Origin of the sequence: Chryseobacterium phocaeense (assembly GCF_900169075.1) — a bacterium.
GTDB classification, from domain to species: domain Bacteria; phylum Bacteroidota; class Bacteroidia; order Flavobacteriales; family Weeksellaceae; genus Chryseobacterium; species Chryseobacterium phocaeense.
In genome coordinates, this window is record NZ_LT827015.1 from 2637549 (window position 1) to 2654752 (window position 17204).

Annotated in this window: 15 protein-coding genes; 8 read left to right on the top strand and 7 right to left on the bottom strand. The window is 39.6% G+C overall.

All coding sequences use genetic code 11. The features are described from left to right. Positions 1 to 101 precede the first annotated feature (101 nt). The 7 genes from B7E04_RS18725 to B7E04_RS18755 all read right to left on the bottom strand — a co-directional run bounded on the left by B7E04_RS18725 (position 102) and on the right by B7E04_RS18755 (position 7018). Positions 102 to 1109 carry a vWA domain-containing protein gene (locus B7E04_RS18725; RefSeq protein WP_080780071.1) on the bottom strand — a complete coding sequence of 336 codons (1008 nt, stop codon included), beginning with the start codon at positions 1107 to 1109 and terminating at the stop codon, positions 102 to 104. Continuing rightward, entirely contained in the window at positions 1109 to 2101 is a 993-nt protein-coding gene (locus tag B7E04_RS18730; protein ID WP_080780072.1) for a VWA domain-containing protein, read from the bottom strand. Before B7E04_RS18730 ends, B7E04_RS18725 begins: the two co-directional genes overlap by 1 nt. Continuing rightward, positions 2094 to 2990, bottom strand: a complete 897-nt coding sequence (locus tag B7E04_RS18735) for a BatD family protein (RefSeq protein WP_139785444.1) — start codon at positions 2988 to 2990, stop codon at positions 2094 to 2096. The genes B7E04_RS18730 and B7E04_RS18735 overlap by 8 nt, the downstream gene beginning before the upstream one ends. Positions 2991 to 3036: 46 nt before the next feature. Continuing rightward, entirely contained in the window at positions 3037 to 3900 is an 864-nt protein-coding gene (locus B7E04_RS18740) for a DUF58 domain-containing protein (protein WP_080780074.1), read from the bottom strand. 66 nt (positions 3901 to 3966) lie between these two features. Further along, the gene (locus B7E04_RS18745) at positions 3967 to 4425 is read right to left on the bottom strand and encodes a GNAT family N-acetyltransferase (protein ID WP_080780075.1); all 459 of its coding nucleotides are present in this window, start codon (positions 4423 to 4425) and stop codon (positions 3967 to 3969) included. Then, positions 4425 to 5429, bottom strand: coding sequence for an AAA family ATPase (locus tag B7E04_RS18750; RefSeq protein WP_062648907.1), 1005 nt, complete (start codon positions 5427 to 5429; stop codon positions 4425 to 4427). The genes B7E04_RS18745 and B7E04_RS18750 overlap by 1 nt, the downstream gene beginning before the upstream one ends. Before the next feature lie 296 nt (positions 5430 to 5725). After that, positions 5726 to 7018: a hypothetical protein gene (locus B7E04_RS18755; protein ID WP_139785445.1), complete on the bottom strand. Its 1293-nt coding sequence runs from the start codon at positions 7016 to 7018 to the stop codon at positions 5726 to 5728. 280 nt (positions 7019 to 7298) lie between these two features. Here B7E04_RS18755 and B7E04_RS18760 point away from each other — a divergent pair, with 280 nt between their 5' ends. From B7E04_RS18760 to B7E04_RS18795, 8 genes are all read left to right on the top strand, one after another. Continuing rightward, on the top strand, positions 7299 to 8633 hold the full coding sequence (locus tag B7E04_RS18760; protein WP_080780077.1) for a peptide-N-glycosidase F-related protein: 1335 nt from the start codon (positions 7299 to 7301) through the stop codon (positions 8631 to 8633). 408 nt (positions 8634 to 9041) lie between these two features. Beyond that, the gene (locus tag B7E04_RS18765) at positions 9042 to 9512 is read left to right on the top strand and encodes a DinB family protein (protein ID WP_080780078.1); all 471 of its coding nucleotides are present in this window, start codon (positions 9042 to 9044) and stop codon (positions 9510 to 9512) included. A gap of 55 nt (positions 9513 to 9567) precedes the next feature. Further along, positions 9568 to 9960 carry a four helix bundle protein gene (locus B7E04_RS18770; protein ID WP_080780079.1) on the top strand — a complete coding sequence of 131 codons (393 nt, stop codon included), beginning with the start codon at positions 9568 to 9570 and terminating at the stop codon, positions 9958 to 9960. 67 nt (positions 9961 to 10027) lie between these two features. Then, on the top strand, positions 10028 to 10777 hold the full coding sequence (gene rlmB, locus B7E04_RS18775) for a 23S rRNA (guanosine(2251)-2'-O)-methyltransferase RlmB (RefSeq protein WP_080780080.1): 750 nt from the start codon (positions 10028 to 10030) through the stop codon (positions 10775 to 10777). Positions 10778 to 10870: 93 nt separating this feature from the next. Continuing rightward, positions 10871 to 11920 carry a DUF6263 family protein gene (locus tag B7E04_RS18780; protein ID WP_080780081.1) on the top strand — a complete coding sequence of 350 codons (1050 nt, stop codon included), beginning with the start codon at positions 10871 to 10873 and terminating at the stop codon, positions 11918 to 11920. Positions 11921 to 12054: 134 nt separating this feature from the next. Next, positions 12055 to 12282, top strand: a complete 228-nt coding sequence (locus B7E04_RS18785; protein WP_080780082.1) for a hypothetical protein — start codon at positions 12055 to 12057, stop codon at positions 12280 to 12282. 30 nt (positions 12283 to 12312) lie between these two features. After that, the gene (locus B7E04_RS18790) at positions 12313 to 14841 is read left to right on the top strand and encodes a YfhO family protein (RefSeq protein ID WP_080780083.1); all 2529 of its coding nucleotides are present in this window, start codon (positions 12313 to 12315) and stop codon (positions 14839 to 14841) included. A 38-nt stretch (positions 14842 to 14879) separates the two neighbouring features. Then, complete coding sequence (locus B7E04_RS18795) at positions 14880 to 16211, top strand: glycosyltransferase family protein (protein WP_080780084.1); 1332 nt, start codon at positions 14880 to 14882, stop codon at positions 16209 to 16211. Positions 16212 to 17204: the final 993 nt, after the last annotated feature.

The window sequence follows — 17204 nt, forward strand, 5'->3', positions numbered from 1 at the left end:
CAACTGCAAAATTATTCGTTTATATGTTAATAAACAGGCTTTTATTTGTTAAAGTTCGGTTAAAGTATTATTTAAAATCTTGATAAACAATAGATAAAAATCTATATATTAAAATCTTTTTTAGGATTCAATATATAAATTAAAAAGAAAAAGAAAATAGATACGATTAAAAAATATTGATAATAGTGATTCGCGTTTTGGGATCTCACCAAAGTCTGTGCAGAAGAAGACTTTTTGTTCATGGCATCGATGATTTTATCCGGAGCTTCATTGATGTTGTTTCCGTCTATATAATCTCCTCCTGTGGATTCCGCCATTTTTTTAAGGGCTTCAGTCTGTCTTTTGGAGATCACCGTACTGCCATCCATATCGGTCTTGTAGCCCATCAGCTGCCCGAATACATATTCCGGCACAGGTGCTCCTTCATCTGTTCCTATCCCAACCGATGTGATGGAAATTCCTTCTTTATTGGCCAGCCTGATCGCCGCATTGTCATTTCCTTCATTATCTTCCCCGTCACTCAGCAGGATTATTTTTCTTGAACCTTTACTGACGTTTTTAAACTTTTCTGCCGCAGCCTGCATCCCCTTCAGAAAATCAGTTCCCTGGATCTTCATCGAACTTGTTTCCACCGCACTGATGTAGGTTTCCGCCGAACCGTAATCTGTGGTAAGCGGCATAATAGAAACCGCTTCACCTGCAAAAATCACAATTCCGATCTTATCATTCTTCATCTTCTGCATGGTGTTGATCATCAGATTTTTGGCTTCCACCAGACGGCTGGGGTCAATATCTTCCGCATTCATCGAATTGGATACATCCAGCATAAAGATAACATTGTTCAGTTTCTGGTTGGTTTTCACCTCCTCCGAACCGTTCAGAAGATCGATGATGGAAAAGATCAGGAAAAGCGTTCCCAAAAGATATAATGCCGGGAAAATTTTCACAAACCCGGATCTGTTTTCAAACAACTGATCATGAAAACGGCTGTCTGCAAAGATTTCTCTTCTTTTCTTTTTCCATCTCAGAAAACGGATCAGGAAGAACGAAAGCAGCGGCAACAGCAGCAGCAAAAGTAAATACCAGTAATTTCCCAGGGACCAACTCATCAGCTTAAAAATTTATAGATTACCCATCGCAATAACGCATCAAAGAACAGCATTCCCAATGCGATCCAAAGGAAGATTTTAAAATACTCATCATAATTGTACAGCTTGGAAACCTTGATATCAGATTTTTCCAGCTCATTGATCTCATCGTAGACCTCCTCCAGACTGCTGTTGGAAGTGGCTCGGAAATATTTTCCGCCTGTGGTCTGTGCTACTTCTCTCAATGTATTTTCATCAATGGTCACAGCCGTTTCCGTGAAAATAAGGTCTCCGAAAATATCCTGTGAAGTAGGCATCAGGGCAAAACCGTTGGTTCCTATCCCGATGGAGTATACTTTAATATTATTGTTTTTGGCCAGTTCTGCAGCCAGTTGCGGCGGTATCGCATTCTGAATATTGCTAACCCCGTCAGTCATCAGAATCACCACCTTACTTTTAGCTTTGCTTTTTATCAGGTGATTTACAGCTACGGAAAGTCCTTCCCCAATAGCGGTTCCGGGCTCAAGACCTGCAGAATTAAGGTTTTTAATTTCATCAATTACGACCTGATGATCGGAGGTTACCGGTACTTTTGTAAAGGCTTCGGCAGCATAGGCTACCACACCAATCCTGTCATTCGGGCGCTTCTGGACAAATTTTACGGCGATATCTTTCAGTGCGGTAATCCTGTCCGGACTAAGGTCTTTGGCGAGCATACTCAGGGAAACGTCTACAGAAAGCATAATATCCACCCCTTTCGTATCATCCCTGTCCTGGGAAACCGTAAAGGTTCTGGGCCTTGCCATCGCAATGATCAGCGCCGAAAGGATAATGTATTTCGAGATTTTGAGCAGGGCAAGCACAGCACGTATGCCCCCGCTGTCTTCCATATGGCTAACGGTGGGAACTTTTATCCCTTTTTTCTTCTTTCCGCTTACATCCTTTACAAGAAGCGGAATGAACAGCAGAAAAAGCAGCAGGAACCACGGACTGTAAAATTCAAAATTAAACATCCTTTCTTAAGTTTTCAAATTCCAAATCCTTTGATGATCTCTTCACAAAATCCCGGATGTCTGCAAAATCTTTTTCCATGGTCACCTGATCTGGGAAGGTTTTTGCAAATTTCACCAGATCTCCCCTTAAAAATACCTCTTCCACAATCTTCTCGTTTTCCTGAGAAATGGTATTGTTCCTTTTCATCACGTCAATAAGATCGTCTGTAAGCAGAACATCCGCAGGAAGATGATATTGTTTTGTAATAAATGTCCTTGATATTTCTATTAATTCAACATAGAACAAACGGAAGTTCCCGCTTTCAATGTATTTTTTCTTTTTCAGGGAATCCAGTTCCTTTAGCGTGTGATTGGTAGCCACCACAGGCGAGCTTTTGGATTTTCTGCCCCATTTGACGAACATGACAATGGCAATAATCAATGCAATAACTGCCAGAGCAGCAAGAATATAAAATTTATAAAGTTCCCAGTAATCCTGGGTTTCAAGCTTTACTTCCTTATTATTCATGATATCATTGATCTGGTCTGCCTTTTGGGCGGTATTGATGACATCAATTTCGTAAGGAATGGTTTTTAAAATTTTCCCGCCTACATTAAATTCCAGTTCAGGAATGGTAAATTTCCCCTCTTCATAGACTGAAAATTCAATTTTTCTTTCGTAGGAATTCTGGTTCTGCCCGATGCTGTCCTTAATTTCCTCAAAATGGAAAGGAAGCAGCTCATTTTTAGGGGCAGCAGTGACCTGCATCTCGTGAATATTGTTTATTTTAATAACAAGATGATTTACTTCACCCAATGCAAGGGTTTTCTTCTCAAGATTGGAAGAAAGGATCTGTGAAAAAGCATGTCCACAGATTAAAAAAGAAAGTATGAATATTATTTTTTTCAATTTCAAATACTAATGGTTAAAGACCGCAGTCTTTGTTGTTTAAATTTTACTTCTTCTGGAAATAATTATATAACAGCCTTGAATAATCCGCGCCGGTGCTGATATTCATAAAACTGGCCGAACTGTTGGCAAAATCTTCTTCCAGAGCCCGGACTTTCTGTTTCTGGGCTTCGGCAAAGGTATATCTCCATCTTGCACTGGACGTATTTGCCCAAACTTCTTTTCCTGTTTCGGCGTCATATAAAAGCGCATAGCCCACGTCAGGAATTTCATTGTCCTTTTCATCATAAATCCTCATGCCCAGCAGCTGATGCTTTTTTGAAGCCACACGCAGCATTTTGGAGTCATATTCATCTTCAAAATCTGAAAACAGGAATACCAGGGATTTCCTTTTAAAAATGCCCATCATGTATTCCATCGCTTTATCAATCTTCGAAATAGCCGGAACATAATCAGCTGTCAATATATTGCTGATGATGGAAAGAATATGCTTTCTGCCTTTCTGCGGCGGAATCACTTTATACACTTTATCTGCAAACAGGATCAGCCCTACTTTATCATTATTTCCGGCAGCCGAAAAACCCAGGCTTGCAGCGATCTCCGCCACATATTCCCTTTTCAGCTGGCCTTTGGTGCCGTAATCCATGGATGCGGAAATATCTACCAGAATCATCATCGTGAGCTCTCTTTCCTCCTCCATTACTTTGACGAACGGCTCCCGGAAACGGGCGGTTTTATTCCAGTCGATTCTCCGGATCTCATCCCCAAACTGGTACGGACGGACTTCTGAGAACGTCATCCCCTGCCCTTTAAAAGCACTGTGATACTGCCCCATAAGCGAAGCCTCCGTCTTTTTTCTGGTCCGGATTTCTATCTGCTTTACTTTTTTTACAATATCTTTTATTTCCATAGTATGTGGTGGGTTTGGAATCCGGGATCTTCCTTCTTCCCTCTCCCATCCTCTAACTTCTATTTTCTAACTCTTCAATTCAATCGACACATTCAGCCATTCATTATCAAATTTCGGGCTGTATTTCTTATAAAAATTAATGGCCGGTTCATTCCAGTGCAATACCTGGAACACCATACCGCTGTATTGATTTGATTTTCCGTATTCCAGGGTAGCCTCAAACAAGAGTTTTCCGATCTGCTTTCCCCTCATTTTTTCGGTCACGACAAGATCTTCAAGATACAATCTTCTTCCTTTCCAGGTTGAAAATCTGTCATAATATAAGGATATTCCTACAATCTCGCCATTCAATTCAGCGACAAAAGCTCCCCAGACCGGCGATTTTCCAAAGCCGTCTTCGATAAATTCATCTAAGGTTAAAGTCACTTCATGAAGTGCTTTTTCGTATTCTGCAAGTTCAAGGATCAGCTGCAGCATAGGTGCGCAATCTTCCTGAACAGCTTTTCTGATGACCACTTCACTCATTACGGTGCCTGGATTTTCGCTAAAATTCTGTTGACGATCTCTTCTGCTGAAATCTCTTCTGCTTCAGCTTCGAAAGTAAGACCAATCCGGTGTCTCAATACATCCTGAGCCAGTGCTTTTACATCTTCCGGAATCACAAAAGCCCTTCCCTTCAGAAATGCATAGGTTCTGGACGCAATCGCAAGGTTGATAGAGGCTCTTGGAGAAGCTCCGAAGCCGATATAATTTTTAAGCTCGGAAAGTCCGTAATTTTCAGGATAACGGGTCGCAAAAACCATATCCAGGATATATTTTTCAATCTTTTCATCCAGGTAAATCTGGTTGATCAGTTCTTTGGCGTCTACAATATCCTGTAATGCGATCACTGGTTTAATGACCGGTTGATGGGAAGTGGAAACCATTCTCATTACCGTTCTTTCATCTTCGAAATTCGGGTAATCTATCTTACATTTCAGCATAAAACGATCGCTCTGAGCTTCCGGCAGTAAATAGGTTCCTTCCTGATCAATCGGGTTTTGGGTGGCCAGTACCAGAAACGGTTTGGGAAGTTTCATGGTTTCATCACCAATCGTTACCTGCTTTTCCTGCATCACCTCCAGCAAAGCCGATTGTACTTTTGCAGGGGCACGGTTGATCTCATCCGCCAACACAAAATTAGCGAAAACAGGACCTTTTTTTATAGAAAAATCATTGTCTTTGATATTGAAGATCATAGTCCCTACGACATCCGCAGGAAGCAGATCCGGAGTAAACTGTATCCTGGAAAACTCACCGTGAACGGCTTCAGCCAGGGTTTTGATCGCTAAAGTCTTTGCCAGTCCCGGCACCCCTTCCAAAAGAATGTGTCCGTTACCCAAAAGTCCTACCAGAAGGCGGTCTATCATATATTCCTGTCCAATGATCGCTTTGTTGATTTCCTGCCTCAGAAGCGAAAACAAGTAGTTTTTTTCTTTTACTTTTTCCGTCAACTGGCGGATATCTTCGGCTTGATACGTATCTGACATAACTTTAATTAAAAATAAGTGGTAAATTTCTAATAAATACTGGCATTAATCAACATAATGAATGCCATTTTTAAGTTAAAGTTTGTTAAATATTCCGCGACCGTAGTGAAATTGGAATTATGGATGTGAATAGTCAATTCTGCTTCGCAGGTCAATGGTGAATTGTCTGGGTGTAAAATTCATCATTGACAATTGACCATTCACAACTTCTCAATGTGAATGGTCAATTTTGCTACGCAAGTCAATAGTGAATGATCACGGTGGAAAATTCACTATTGACCATTCACTATTCACCTTTAAAGTTTCGTAATTTTAATTGTAAATACATTTTCCGGCATATCCACCGTCTCTTCGTAGGCTCCGACATTAATAAAATACTCGGTTCCGGCGGTTGTTGTGAACGTATATGTTTCCGCAGCTCCACCGCCACCGGCGTCCACTGCTTTTATACAGGTAAAATTACCGCATGATCCGCTGTAAATATCCATCTGAGGATCGTAAGTACTGCCTGCAGGCATGGTGATCCCTACGGTAAACTGTCCTCCGTCTCCTGTAAATTTAAACCAGGTTCCGTCATTCATCGCGTCTGCACATGATGTAATGAATCCTGCATTGTTTGTAGCGGACATCGCATCGCTCTGAGTGTATTCATAAGGGAACACTGAAGCTACAAAAGCTCCTGAACATGCATCATTGGCTGGGATTGGCGGAATGGTTTTAAACATGATATCTGCACAGCCCGAAGATTCAACACTTCCTGAAACTGAAGAAATTCTCAAATAATAAGTAGTATTATAATTAAGCGCTGTGGGCGGAGTAAAATTATTCCCAGTCACCACCTGGTTGACAACATCCGTAGCTCCCGCAGTTGTTCCGACTGAAACTCTGTAGGAATCAGCGCCTGAAGCGGCAAACCATTTGAAATTCGGGGTTAAAGTAACAAACTGCGCATTGTTCGCTGGAAACTGCACAAAAGGACATGCCGGCGTAGGTTTTGGGGCCAATCCTAAAATACTGATCGCTGATTTATAATCCGCTCTGATTCCTCCCGGCGGCGCTGCAGGATCAACAACTGCAAGATCTCCTTTATAGAATAACGTGGAATTCGGAAGATGGTTATATACATGAAAAGCCTCATCAAAATTATTAATATCAATACTTTGAGTGTTTTCTTTTGCTGCGATTACCAGGTTATCAGTATTATTATAAGCAAAAGGTATGTTAAAAGTGACATCCACTTTACCGTTGGTGGCGGTCACCGTTCCTGCAAAAACCTGGGTCAGCTGAGCTGCAGGAATCCAGTCCGTACCGGATGTAAATGCGGTTTTCGTAGTGTGTCCGAGATAAACGGTCCAGTTTGAGGATTCCGTAATGGTGGCTGAAGGATCTGCATAAAAGGATAAACCTGTAATATTTCCTGCAGCATCGGCATTAATCTCCTGCTTAAGGTAAATCTGCTGAACATATGAATAGGAAAAGAAACTACTTATGGGTGCGGTTCCCACGCCCGTGCTTCCAATATTAATATTTATTTGGGCATTGAACGCCGACACTATCAACAATAGGGATAAAAGTAAAGTTTTTTTCATAATTAATTAAATTCAACACGAAAACGATGCTAATTTAATTATAAAATTTCAATTTTTACAGCATAATTGATTATTTAATTACAGATATCAACACTTTAAGTTAAAATTCACAAAACAGTGTATAAAAATAATCTAAATCTAATTTTTTATTAAAAATATACACATACAATAATTATAAATTTACATATTTAATAATAAATCAATAATTATTTTAAAAATTCACCATTAAAAAGCAACACAAACAGTATATTTTAATATATTTGTATCAAACGCTAGTAATATGTACAAAAAACTATTCTTTCTGGGTATTTTGTTTGCAGGCCTTCTTCAGTCACAAACCAACAGGATTGATGTGATTTCTCAGGCTGTATATTATGACGGCTATGCGGCCACAGTAACGACCCCGGTTCCGGCAGGTCTGATCCGCCTCTCCAACACCAGATATGCAAGGAAACTTACTGACGCCGAGCTCAATTCTTTTAAAGCAAAAATTGCCATGAGGGTAACTATTGGCGCTCTGTGTGATAATTACGACCGTCTGGGAAGTGTCTTTCTGGCGATGGTTCCCAAAAACCAGCCCACATATACTGTAAATGATGCTAATGTAAAAAGGATTGAAGCAGCCCGGTATATCACTCCGTTTATGAATAAGAACCGCTCACCGTTGGAGGTTCCATTTACTTATGATTTAAGTAATTTGTACAGTATATTTCATGACGCGACACTGCGTACAGCTTATGATATGTATATGGAGCTGGATGTTTTCGGTGTTCCATATGCTGCCCAGAATGAAGTTGCAGGATGCAGCGGCAGAATTGATGTATTTTCCGGAACCCTGAATTTTTTCTCAACAGATGTGGGAGCAACTGCCACCGATTTTAATACGCTCGCTCCTATATTAACTTATAACAGACTGAATAACTATAACAGTACCGATGTTCCGGGAGAAACGGTAAGGATCGTTAATTTCAACTTACCCGACCCTGTTACCAATGCTCAATTCTATGTAATATCCACACCTCACGGGGCGAACAGCGGTGGCGAAGAATACGTAAGAAGACAAAATTACACGTACATAGATGATGTTCAAATGCTGACCTACACTCCGGGAGGGATTTCCTGTGAACCATTCAGAGTTTACAATACGCAAGGTAACGGAATCTACGGAGCTACTCCGAGAACGCTTGCAGGATGGACTTCATGGAACAACTGGTGTCCGGGAAATTCTGTTCCTATCAGAGGATTTAATATGGCGACGATAGCTGCAGGAAATCACACACTGAAACACACCATACCAACAGCTGTTTTCAACCAGCAGCAGGGAGATGTTTATCTTTCCGTGTACATGCAGGGGAAAAGCAACGTGGCCTTAAGTGTGCAGGATGTAAAAACAGTGGATGTGAGCATATACCCGAATCCTACGGCCGATTTCGTTAATATCAAATCGAAGGCGGAAGTAGCTTCCATCAGTCTTTACGGGATAGACGGAAGAAAATTATCCGAAACCCGCGAAGAAAGCAGGATAGATCTTTCTTCTTACACGGCAGGGGTTTATTTCTTACGGATTGTCCTGAAAGACGGCATAACGTTTAAGCATAAAATCATTAAAAAATAAATTCCGGTCTTCTGATCTGAAAAACTAAAAGCCCTTCCTCTGATTATCCGGAGAAAGGGCTTTTTTGTTTTGCTTTTTTAAAACGCAAAAGTTTACTTTCTGAATGTATTTTTTTAAGGTGGCAAAGAGGAATTAATCTTCGATTGAGTTGATGAAGCGGATGATTTCATCACGCTATATTTATGCATCTGTCATGGCTTCTTAAAGAGCTCTGCTTTAAAAATCTACTTGATTTTCTTAATAAACTTAATCGTTTCATTGTCCTTAATGGTTCAAATATAAAATCTGCATCATCCGCCCAATCTGCGTGATTTTTTCTTCAAGAAAAATTTTTGCTTTAATCCTTTATTCAAAAAATTGTCATTTCCAGTTTATTAAACTATTTTTGGTGATTAAAATTTTTGCAAAATGAACTATCATTTTCAAGCCCACAGACAGGTGAGAAAGAACCTTTTAGGTATCCTGCAGAATACTTCCCACGAGGATCTTCTGCTGATTCCCGATGGTTTCAACAATAATATCTACTGGAATATCGCGCATACGGTGGCTACCCAGCAGCTGCTGCATTATTATCTGAGCGGAAATCCTTTCAGAATTGATAAATACTGGATTGAAACCTACAAAAAAGGCACCCTTCCCAACCTGAATGTACAAAAATCCGAAGTGGAAGACCTTGAGTTTTTACTCACCGAAACTTCAAAGATTTTAATGAAGGACTATGACAGCGATTTCTTTTCAGACTATACGCCCTACACCACAAGTTTTGGAATGGACCTGAAAAGCATCCAGGACGCCATTATTTTCAACAATATGCATGAAAGCCTTCATTACGGCTATATCATGGCACAAAAAAGAGCGATATTAGGAGAGAAGTATTAGTGGGTTTTAAGTTCAAGGTTTTAAGTTTAAGGTTCAAGGTTTAAGGTTTAAGGTTATGGGAACAATAAGAAGATTTGAGGATTTAGAAATCTGGCAGTTGTCCCGCGAACTTTGTAAAGAAATTTATCATATTATTCAATCACCGGACCTTAAGAATAATTTTAAACTTTGTGGTCAGATCGACGGTTCTTCCGGTTCCATTATGGATAATATTGCGGAAGGATTTGAAAGAAACGGAAACAGAGAATTTATTCAGTTCCTTTCTATAGCCAAAGCTTCTTGCGGAGAAACAAGATCACAGCTATACCGTGTTTTTGACAGAGGCTTTATAAGCCTGGAATTATTTGAAAATTTACTTGAACGAACAGAAACCTTGAGCAAAAAGATCAGCTCATTTATAAAATATTTAAAAATAACAGATTTAAAAGGAACAAAGTACAAACCTTAAACTCAGAAAATCTCTGAACTTTAAACATTAAACTTTGAACCTTAAACATACAAATTCAGACAACTCAATGAAAGACGATTTTATTTTCGGGCTGCGTCCCGTGATTGAAGCTATAGAAGCAGGAAAAACAATTGACAAGATCTTTGTGCAGAACGCACTTCAGGGTCCTATTTATGCCGAGCTGAAAACTATTTTAGCTAAAAATAAAATTCGTCCTAACTATGTTCCGGTTGAAAAACTGAACCGTTTTACCAGAAAAAACCACCAGGGCGTGGTTGCTTTTATTTCTGACGTTCCGTTTCACAGAGTAGAAGATATTGTTCCTCAATTATTTGAAGAAGGGAAAACCCCTTTCTTACTGATTCTGGACAGGCTTACGGATGTGAGAAACTTCGGAGCCATTTGCAGAACCGCTGAATGTGTGGGAGTAGATGCAATCATTCTTCCTGAAAAAGGAGCGGCACCTATCAATTCTGATGCGATTAAAACCTCTGCCGGAGCGCTTTACAATATTAAGATCTGCAAAGAACCAAACCTTGCCCACGCAGTAGATTTCCTTCAGCAGAGCGGTATTTCCGTATATGCAGCAAGTGAAAAAGCCCAAAAACTGATTTATGAGGTGAATTTCACAGAGCCTTGTGCTATTGTGATGGGAAATGAAGAGACCGGAATTTCCAAGGAGGTCCTTCATCATGCGGACGAAAAAATAAAACTTCCTATTGAAGGAAAAACACAATCGCTCAATGTTTCTGTAGCCTGCGGAGCTATTTTGTATGAAGCGGTAAGACAGAAAATCACAGCGGTTCCGGGCGTTTAACCGGCGGTACAGGTATTTTAATCTGATGTTTATGGTATCGTTATTGATACAAAGAACAGGATATCAGTAAAATTTAAACTTAAAAAAATTAAAATGAAAAACGTAGCAGCATTAATGCTTATCTCATCTATAGCTTTAGTATCTTGTAAAAAAGAAACGGCGACCATCACTAAAGTAGATCCTAAAACCGGAAAAACAGTCACGGTGGAAGTTCCTGCCGATTCTGTAGCTAAAGTGGCTGAAAACCCTGCAATCAAAGACTCTGCAGGAGTATTCACACAAACTTTCAAACTGGAAAAAGGAAAAACCTACCCTCTTACGACCTACCAGAGAGACGTAAAAACCATGGAAGACCCTCAGGGGAAAACCATTACCGCAACCAGTGAATCTACTGATGAAATGAATTTCGTTGTCAACGATATTAAAGGAAATGTATATGACATGACCCTTAATCTTGTGGCTAAAAGGAATTCCCAGAATGCACAGGGTAAAACCGTAGTGGTAGATACAAAAATGGCTATTCCTAAGGAAGATGACCTGAAAATGATCTGGAATATCAACAAAGCACTTACCGGAAACAAGCTGAACATGAAAATGGACACGAAAGGAAACGTGATCTCCATTACAGGTTTTGATGCGGTATATACCAAAGTGACCAATGCGGTAGGAACCCTTATCAAGGATGCTAACCAGAAAGCCAGCGTTGTAGCCAGCCTTAAGGAAACCTTTAACGAAAAAATACTGAAAGACCAGCTTAAAAAGAACTTAACCATTATTCCTAAAAAAGGAGCAAAAATTGGAGAAAAATGGACTGTTTCTGAAAATGCGGATCCAAGCGGAGCTCTTAAAGTAACCTCAAACTATGTATTGAAAAGCGTAGGAAACGGTGCTGCTGAGATTTCGATAACCGGAGGAATTCCTAAGAAAACCGAAAAGAAAACGCAAGGACCAATCACCCACAGCCTGAGCAGTGAGCTTGCCCAAAACGGGACCATTAAGTTTGACCAGAGCACAGGATGGATCACGAACCAGAATATCGATGTAAAAACCACACAGATTGAGACGATTTCAGACGGAAAACAGTCACAGTCTATGAAAAGCATCTCCAAATCTTCTGTGATGATCAATCCTTCTGCAAAATAATTGAAATAACAGAGTTTTAAGTGAGGGCTGAGAGTGAAAGTGTTTGAGAGTTTTTGACTAAACTACAAGCCAGCAACTGATAACAAAAAAACCAGCAACAATCAGCCGGAAGCTTTAAATTTAAATCAGAAATTATGAAGTACATTCTTGAGTTAGTACTCGCAGCTATTATTATTTTCTTTGTGTGGAATATTCTTAAAAGAGTTTTCTTTAAGACTTTTTATAGTTACAGATTCAATAACCATAAAGATAATAACGGGCAGCGGGACATCCGCAGCTCGGATAAGAATAAACAGAACCTCAACTGGGATGCAGAAACAGTTGACTATGAAGAGGTAAAAGAAACTAAGGACAAAAGGTAAAATTCCAAGAAATAAAAGATAATAACCAGCATGGCTAAAAATAAAAACTTAATTTATATTGCAATTTCATTAGTTGTATTTATAGTTTTAGCATTTTTATACTCCACTCCTGTTTTTTCAGGGAAACAGCTTTTCCAGCATGATATCGTTCAGTACAGAGGAGGCGCAAAAGAACTCCTGGACTACAGGGCCGATACCGGAAACGAAACCTACTGGAGTGATTCCATGTTTGGAGGGATGCCGACCTATCAGATGGGAAGCCAGTTCAAAGGGGACATCATTAAAAAGATCGACAGCAACCTGAATTTCCTGCCAAGGCCGGTTAATTATCTATTCCTGCTCTTTGCAGGATTCTTCTTCCTTGGAATGGTAGCCGTCAGAAACTGGAAATACGCTTTACTCGGCGCCACTTTCTTCGGTTTATCTACTTATTTTTATATTATTATTGCCGCCGGCCACAACGGTAAGGTAAATACCATAGAGTATTTCGCGCCGCTTTTAGCCGGAATATTACTGGTCTATATCCGGAAACAATACATTTGGGGATTCATTGCCACTACCCTGTTTATGGGGCTTCAGATTGCAGCGAACCACCCGCAGATGACGTATTACCTGTTTCTGGCGCTAGGATTTTTATTCCTTTCCGAACTGGTAAGAGCCATTCAGAAAAAAGTTCCGATGAAGCATTTTCTTATTTCATCAGGAATCATTGCCGCTTCATGCGCAATCGGTGTTGGAATGAATTCCCAGAGGATTATGGCCAATTCCGAGTACATTAAGGAAACCGTACGTGGAAAACAGATCCTGACCAACGACAGTCACACTTCAGGAAAATCAGGAATGGATAAAACCAGCATCCTGATGTGGAGTTACGGAAAACTGGAAACCCTGAACCTATTCATCCCAAGACTGATGGGTGGCGGAAGCCAGGAACCGGAAGCCAAAGAAATGATGAACCGTGTGCAGGAGCTTATCCAGGAAAATGTAGGTTCGCAGGCTGAAATGGACAGGATTTCAAAAGGATTCAATGGAGTTACGTATTGGGGAGACCAGCCGGGAACATCCGGTCCGGCTTACCAGGGAGCTGTAGTATGTTTCCTTGCCTTGCTGGGATTCTTCTTCGCATGGAAAAAATACCGATACTGGATTCTCGGAGCTTCCATCCTGACTGTTTTACTGGCTTGGGGAAGCAATTTCATGCCGCTGTCTGACTTCTTTATCGACTACGTTCCTTTTTACAGCAAATTCAGGGCGCCATCTTCTATATTGGTGGTTGTGGAATTATTATTCCCGTTAATTGCCATAATCGGGATCTACAGGTTCTTCACAGACGAAAAACTGACTGAGGAATACAAAAAGAAAATCCTTCTTTATGTAAGCGGGGGAACTTTGGGACTGCTGTTGATTCTTCTGCTCTTTGGAAAATCACTGCTCGGTTTTTATACGGATAACGAAAAATTGTATTTCCCGCCGTTCCTGTTGGATTATCTGGCGGATGAAAGATTCAAATTATTCAGAATTGATGCCATCAAAGCATTGATTTATGTGGCCATAACCGCTGTAGTCCTTTTCATGACCATGAAGAAGAAGCTGAGCCAGAATATTGCTTTGATCATCATAGGAACAGTAAGTTTATTCGATCTTTGGACGGTAAACAAACGTTATCTGAATGATGAAAATTATGTAGATAAAGTTTTTGCTGAAAACCCGTTTCAGACGGAAAGTTCAGATCTACTGGCCGAGAAGGTTCAGGGAAATCCGAATTTAGAATCCATCTTAGCGAATGTCAACGTTAACAAAACGCTTGAAACCATTGCTGAAAAAGACAAAACCCACTACAGGGTTTTCAATAATATTTTAGGAACATTCAGCGAGACGAATACTTCCTATTTCAAGTCTTCCATCGGTGGTTACCATGCCGTAAAACTGAGAAGATATGATGACGTGATCAACGAATATTTCCAGGTCATGGATTCTGTAAAAGTACCGAATGTCCTTAATCTACTTAATGCAAAATACTGGGTTGTAGGCGGACCGGAACAGCCTCAGGCTATGCCGAACCCGAAAGCAAACGGAAATGCATGGTTTGTCAGCGATCTGAAATTTGTAAATACTCCTAACGAAGAAATTAAATCTATCGGGGTAATCGACAGTAAGAAAACAGCTGTTATTGCAGCTTCTGATAAATCCTATTTCAACGGAAAACCTGTTCAGGCAGATTCTTTAGCGTTTATTAATTTAACGAAGTATCAGCCGAATGAGCTGGAATTTAAATCCCAGTCTAAAACACCTCAGCTGGCCGTATTTTCAGAAATCTATTATCCTCACGGCTGGAAAATTTTCGTAGATGAAAAAGAAGTTCCTTACATTAAGGCGGATTACCTTCTTCGTGCGGTGCATGTTCCTGCGGGAAATCACAACATCAGAATGGTTTTTGAGCCTGAAGTGATTGAAAAAGGAAAATGGGTTTCCCTTTTCTGTTTCGGATTATTCATTGCGCTGAGCGCATTCGGGATTTTCTGGATGAATAAAAATAAGAAAAAGGAACAGCTTGCTTAGAAAGTAGTTTAACGTTTAAAGTTTATTGTTCAAGGTTAATGGAACAAAAAAAAATACTGATCATCACCTATTACTGGCCTCCTGCGGGAGGTCCTGGTGTTCAGAGATGGCTGAAGTTTGCAAAATACCTGCCTGATTTTGGCTGGAATCCTGTGATCTATACTCCCGAAAATCCAAGCTATCCTCTACTCGATGAAAGTCTTCTGACAGACGTTCCGCAAAACATAGAGATCGTAAAAACCAAAATATGGGAACCTTACCAGCTGGCTGAAAAGCTGAATAAAAGCAATAAAAAATTTAAAGCCGGACAGTTTGATGTCGGGAAAAACCAAAGCTGGAAATCCAGACTTTCCATCTGGGTACGAGGAAACTTTTTCATTCCGGATGCCCGGGTATTCTGGGTAAAACCCTCCATTAAATTTTTAGAACAGTATTTAAAAGAAAATAAAATAGAAGTGGTGGTGACTTCCGGTCCGCCCCACTCTCTTCATATGATAGGCCTGGGTCTTAAAAAGAAATTCCCGGATCTGAAATGGATTGCAGATTTCCGTGACCCATGGACTGAAATTTCTTACTACAAACACCTAAAGCTTACCAAAAGCTCCGACAGAAAGCACCGTCAGCTGGAAAGTGCTGTTTTTAAAAATGCGGACATCACTCTGGCCACCAGCTATACCGATGCGGAGAATTTCAGGAAGGCAGGTGCGAATGCAGTTTGTATTACGAATGGATTTGATGAAAGCGATGCTTCTACTCCGCTCAGCGTGACAGGCGAAAGGACGAATGTGCAAAAGGGCGAAAAGGCAAATCAGCCAATCAGCGGGTCTTTTACATTGAGCTATATTGGGGTGCTTGAACAGCTGCGGAACCCTGAGAATCTCTGGAAGGTACTGGATGAGTTGGTTAAGAAAAATAAAGATTTTGCCGATAATTTTACGCTGAAATTTGCAGGAAGAGTGGATGATAAGATTCTTCAAACTATTGAAAATTCAAGTCTGAAAAACCACATCCTGAACCTGGGCTATATTTCCCATGATAAAGCGGTGGAAGAAATGGCCAGCTCAGATCTTCTGCTGATCACCAATTTCCCCAATGAATCGTCGAAAGGGATTATCCCCGGTAAAATTTTTGAGTATCTCGCAACCGGAAAACAGATTATTTCTTTTGGTCCGGATGAAGCAGATGTTTCAAAAATCCTTACTGAAACCAGTGCCGGAAAACATTTTGGCTATGAAGATTCTAAAGTTGTTAGAGATTTTATCCTGGAGAAATTTGAACTTTGGAAAAATGGAAGTCTTATTGAAAACACTCAGAATATTGAGCAGTTTTCCAGAAAAAATCTGACTAAAAAACTGGTTGAGATTTTATAATCATTCGCGCAGATTGGGCTGATTATGCAGATTTTATATTTGAACCATTAAGATTAATGAAGAAGTTAAGATGCATTAAGAAAATCTGATAGATTTTTAAGACACTAATGTTTAAAGCAAAGCTCAGCTTAATATTCTTAAAAACTTAATGAGATCTTAATGGTTAAAAAATAAAATTTTCAGATAATAAAACAATGCTTCGACTCCGTCGCTGGTTAAGTACGTAATTGAAACGTACACTTAATAGAATCGATCAAAGATTGATTTCACCTTAGCTACCTTAAATCTGAATAGAGAAGCATAAACCTTTGCGTAAAAAAATCTCGCAGATTGAGCTGATTATGCAGATTTTATATTTGAACCATTAAGATTAATGAAGAAGTTAAGATTCATTAAGAAAATCTGATAGATTTTTAAGACACTAATGTTTAAAGCAAAGCTCAGCTTAATATTCTAAAAACCTTATGAGATCTTAATGGTTAAAAAATAAAATTTTCAGATAATAAAACAATGCTTCGACTCCGTCGCTGGTTAAGTACGTAATTGAAACGTACACTTAATAGAAGCGATAAAAGATTGATTTCACCTTAGCTACCTTAAATCTGAATAGAGAAGCATAAACCTTTGCGTAAAAAAATCTCGCAGATTGAGCTGATTATGCAGATTTTATATTTGAACCATTAAGATTAATGAAGAAGTTAAGATTCATTAAGAAAATCTGATAGATTTTTAAGACACTAATGTTTAAAGCAAAGCTCAGCTTAATATTCTAAAAACCTTATGAGATCTTAATGGTTAAAAAATAAAATTTTCAGATAATAAAACAATGCTTCGACTCCGTCGCTGGTTAAGTACGTAATTGAAACGTACACTTAATAGAATCGATCAAAGATTGATTTCACCTTAGCTACCTTAAATCTGAATAGAGAAGCATAAACCTTTGCGTAAAAAAATCTCGCAGATTGAGCTGATTATGCAGATTTTATTTGAACC

Coding starts and splice junctions, on each gene's coding strand:
- B7E04_RS18725 (WP_080780071.1), bottom strand. CDS start 1,109: ATGAGTTGGTCCCTGGGAAATTACTGGTATTTACTTTTGCTGCTGCTG.
- B7E04_RS18730 (WP_080780072.1), bottom strand. CDS start 2,101: ATGTTTAATTTTGAATTTTACAGTCCGTGGTTCCTGCTGCTTTTTCTG.
- B7E04_RS18740 (WP_080780074.1), bottom strand. CDS start 3,900: ATGGAAATAAAAGATATTGTAAAAAAAGTAAAGCAGATAGAAATCCGG.
- B7E04_RS18745 (WP_080780075.1), bottom strand. CDS start 4,425: ATGAGTGAAGTGGTCATCAGAAAAGCTGTTCAGGAAGATTGCGCACCT.
- B7E04_RS18750 (WP_062648907.1), bottom strand. CDS start 5,429: ATGTCAGATACGTATCAAGCCGAAGATATCCGCCAGTTGACGGAAAAA.
- B7E04_RS18755 (WP_139785445.1), bottom strand. CDS start 7,018: ATGAAAAAAACTTTACTTTTATCCCTATTGTTGATAGTGTCGGCGTTC.
- B7E04_RS18760 (WP_080780077.1), top strand. CDS start 7,299: ATGTACAAAAAACTATTCTTTCTGGGTATTTTGTTTGCAGGCCTTCTT.
- B7E04_RS18765 (WP_080780078.1), top strand. CDS start 9,042: ATGAACTATCATTTTCAAGCCCACAGACAGGTGAGAAAGAACCTTTTA.
- B7E04_RS18770 (WP_080780079.1), top strand. CDS start 9,568: ATGGGAACAATAAGAAGATTTGAGGATTTAGAAATCTGGCAGTTGTCC.
- rlmB (WP_080780080.1), top strand. CDS start 10,028: ATGAAAGACGATTTTATTTTCGGGCTGCGTCCCGTGATTGAAGCTATA.
- B7E04_RS18780 (WP_080780081.1), top strand. CDS start 10,871: ATGAAAAACGTAGCAGCATTAATGCTTATCTCATCTATAGCTTTAGTA.
- B7E04_RS18785 (WP_080780082.1), top strand. CDS start 12,055: ATGAAGTACATTCTTGAGTTAGTACTCGCAGCTATTATTATTTTCTTT.
- B7E04_RS18790 (WP_080780083.1), top strand. CDS start 12,313: ATGGCTAAAAATAAAAACTTAATTTATATTGCAATTTCATTAGTTGTA.
- B7E04_RS18795 (WP_080780084.1), top strand. CDS start 14,880: ATGGAACAAAAAAAAATACTGATCATCACCTATTACTGGCCTCCTGCG.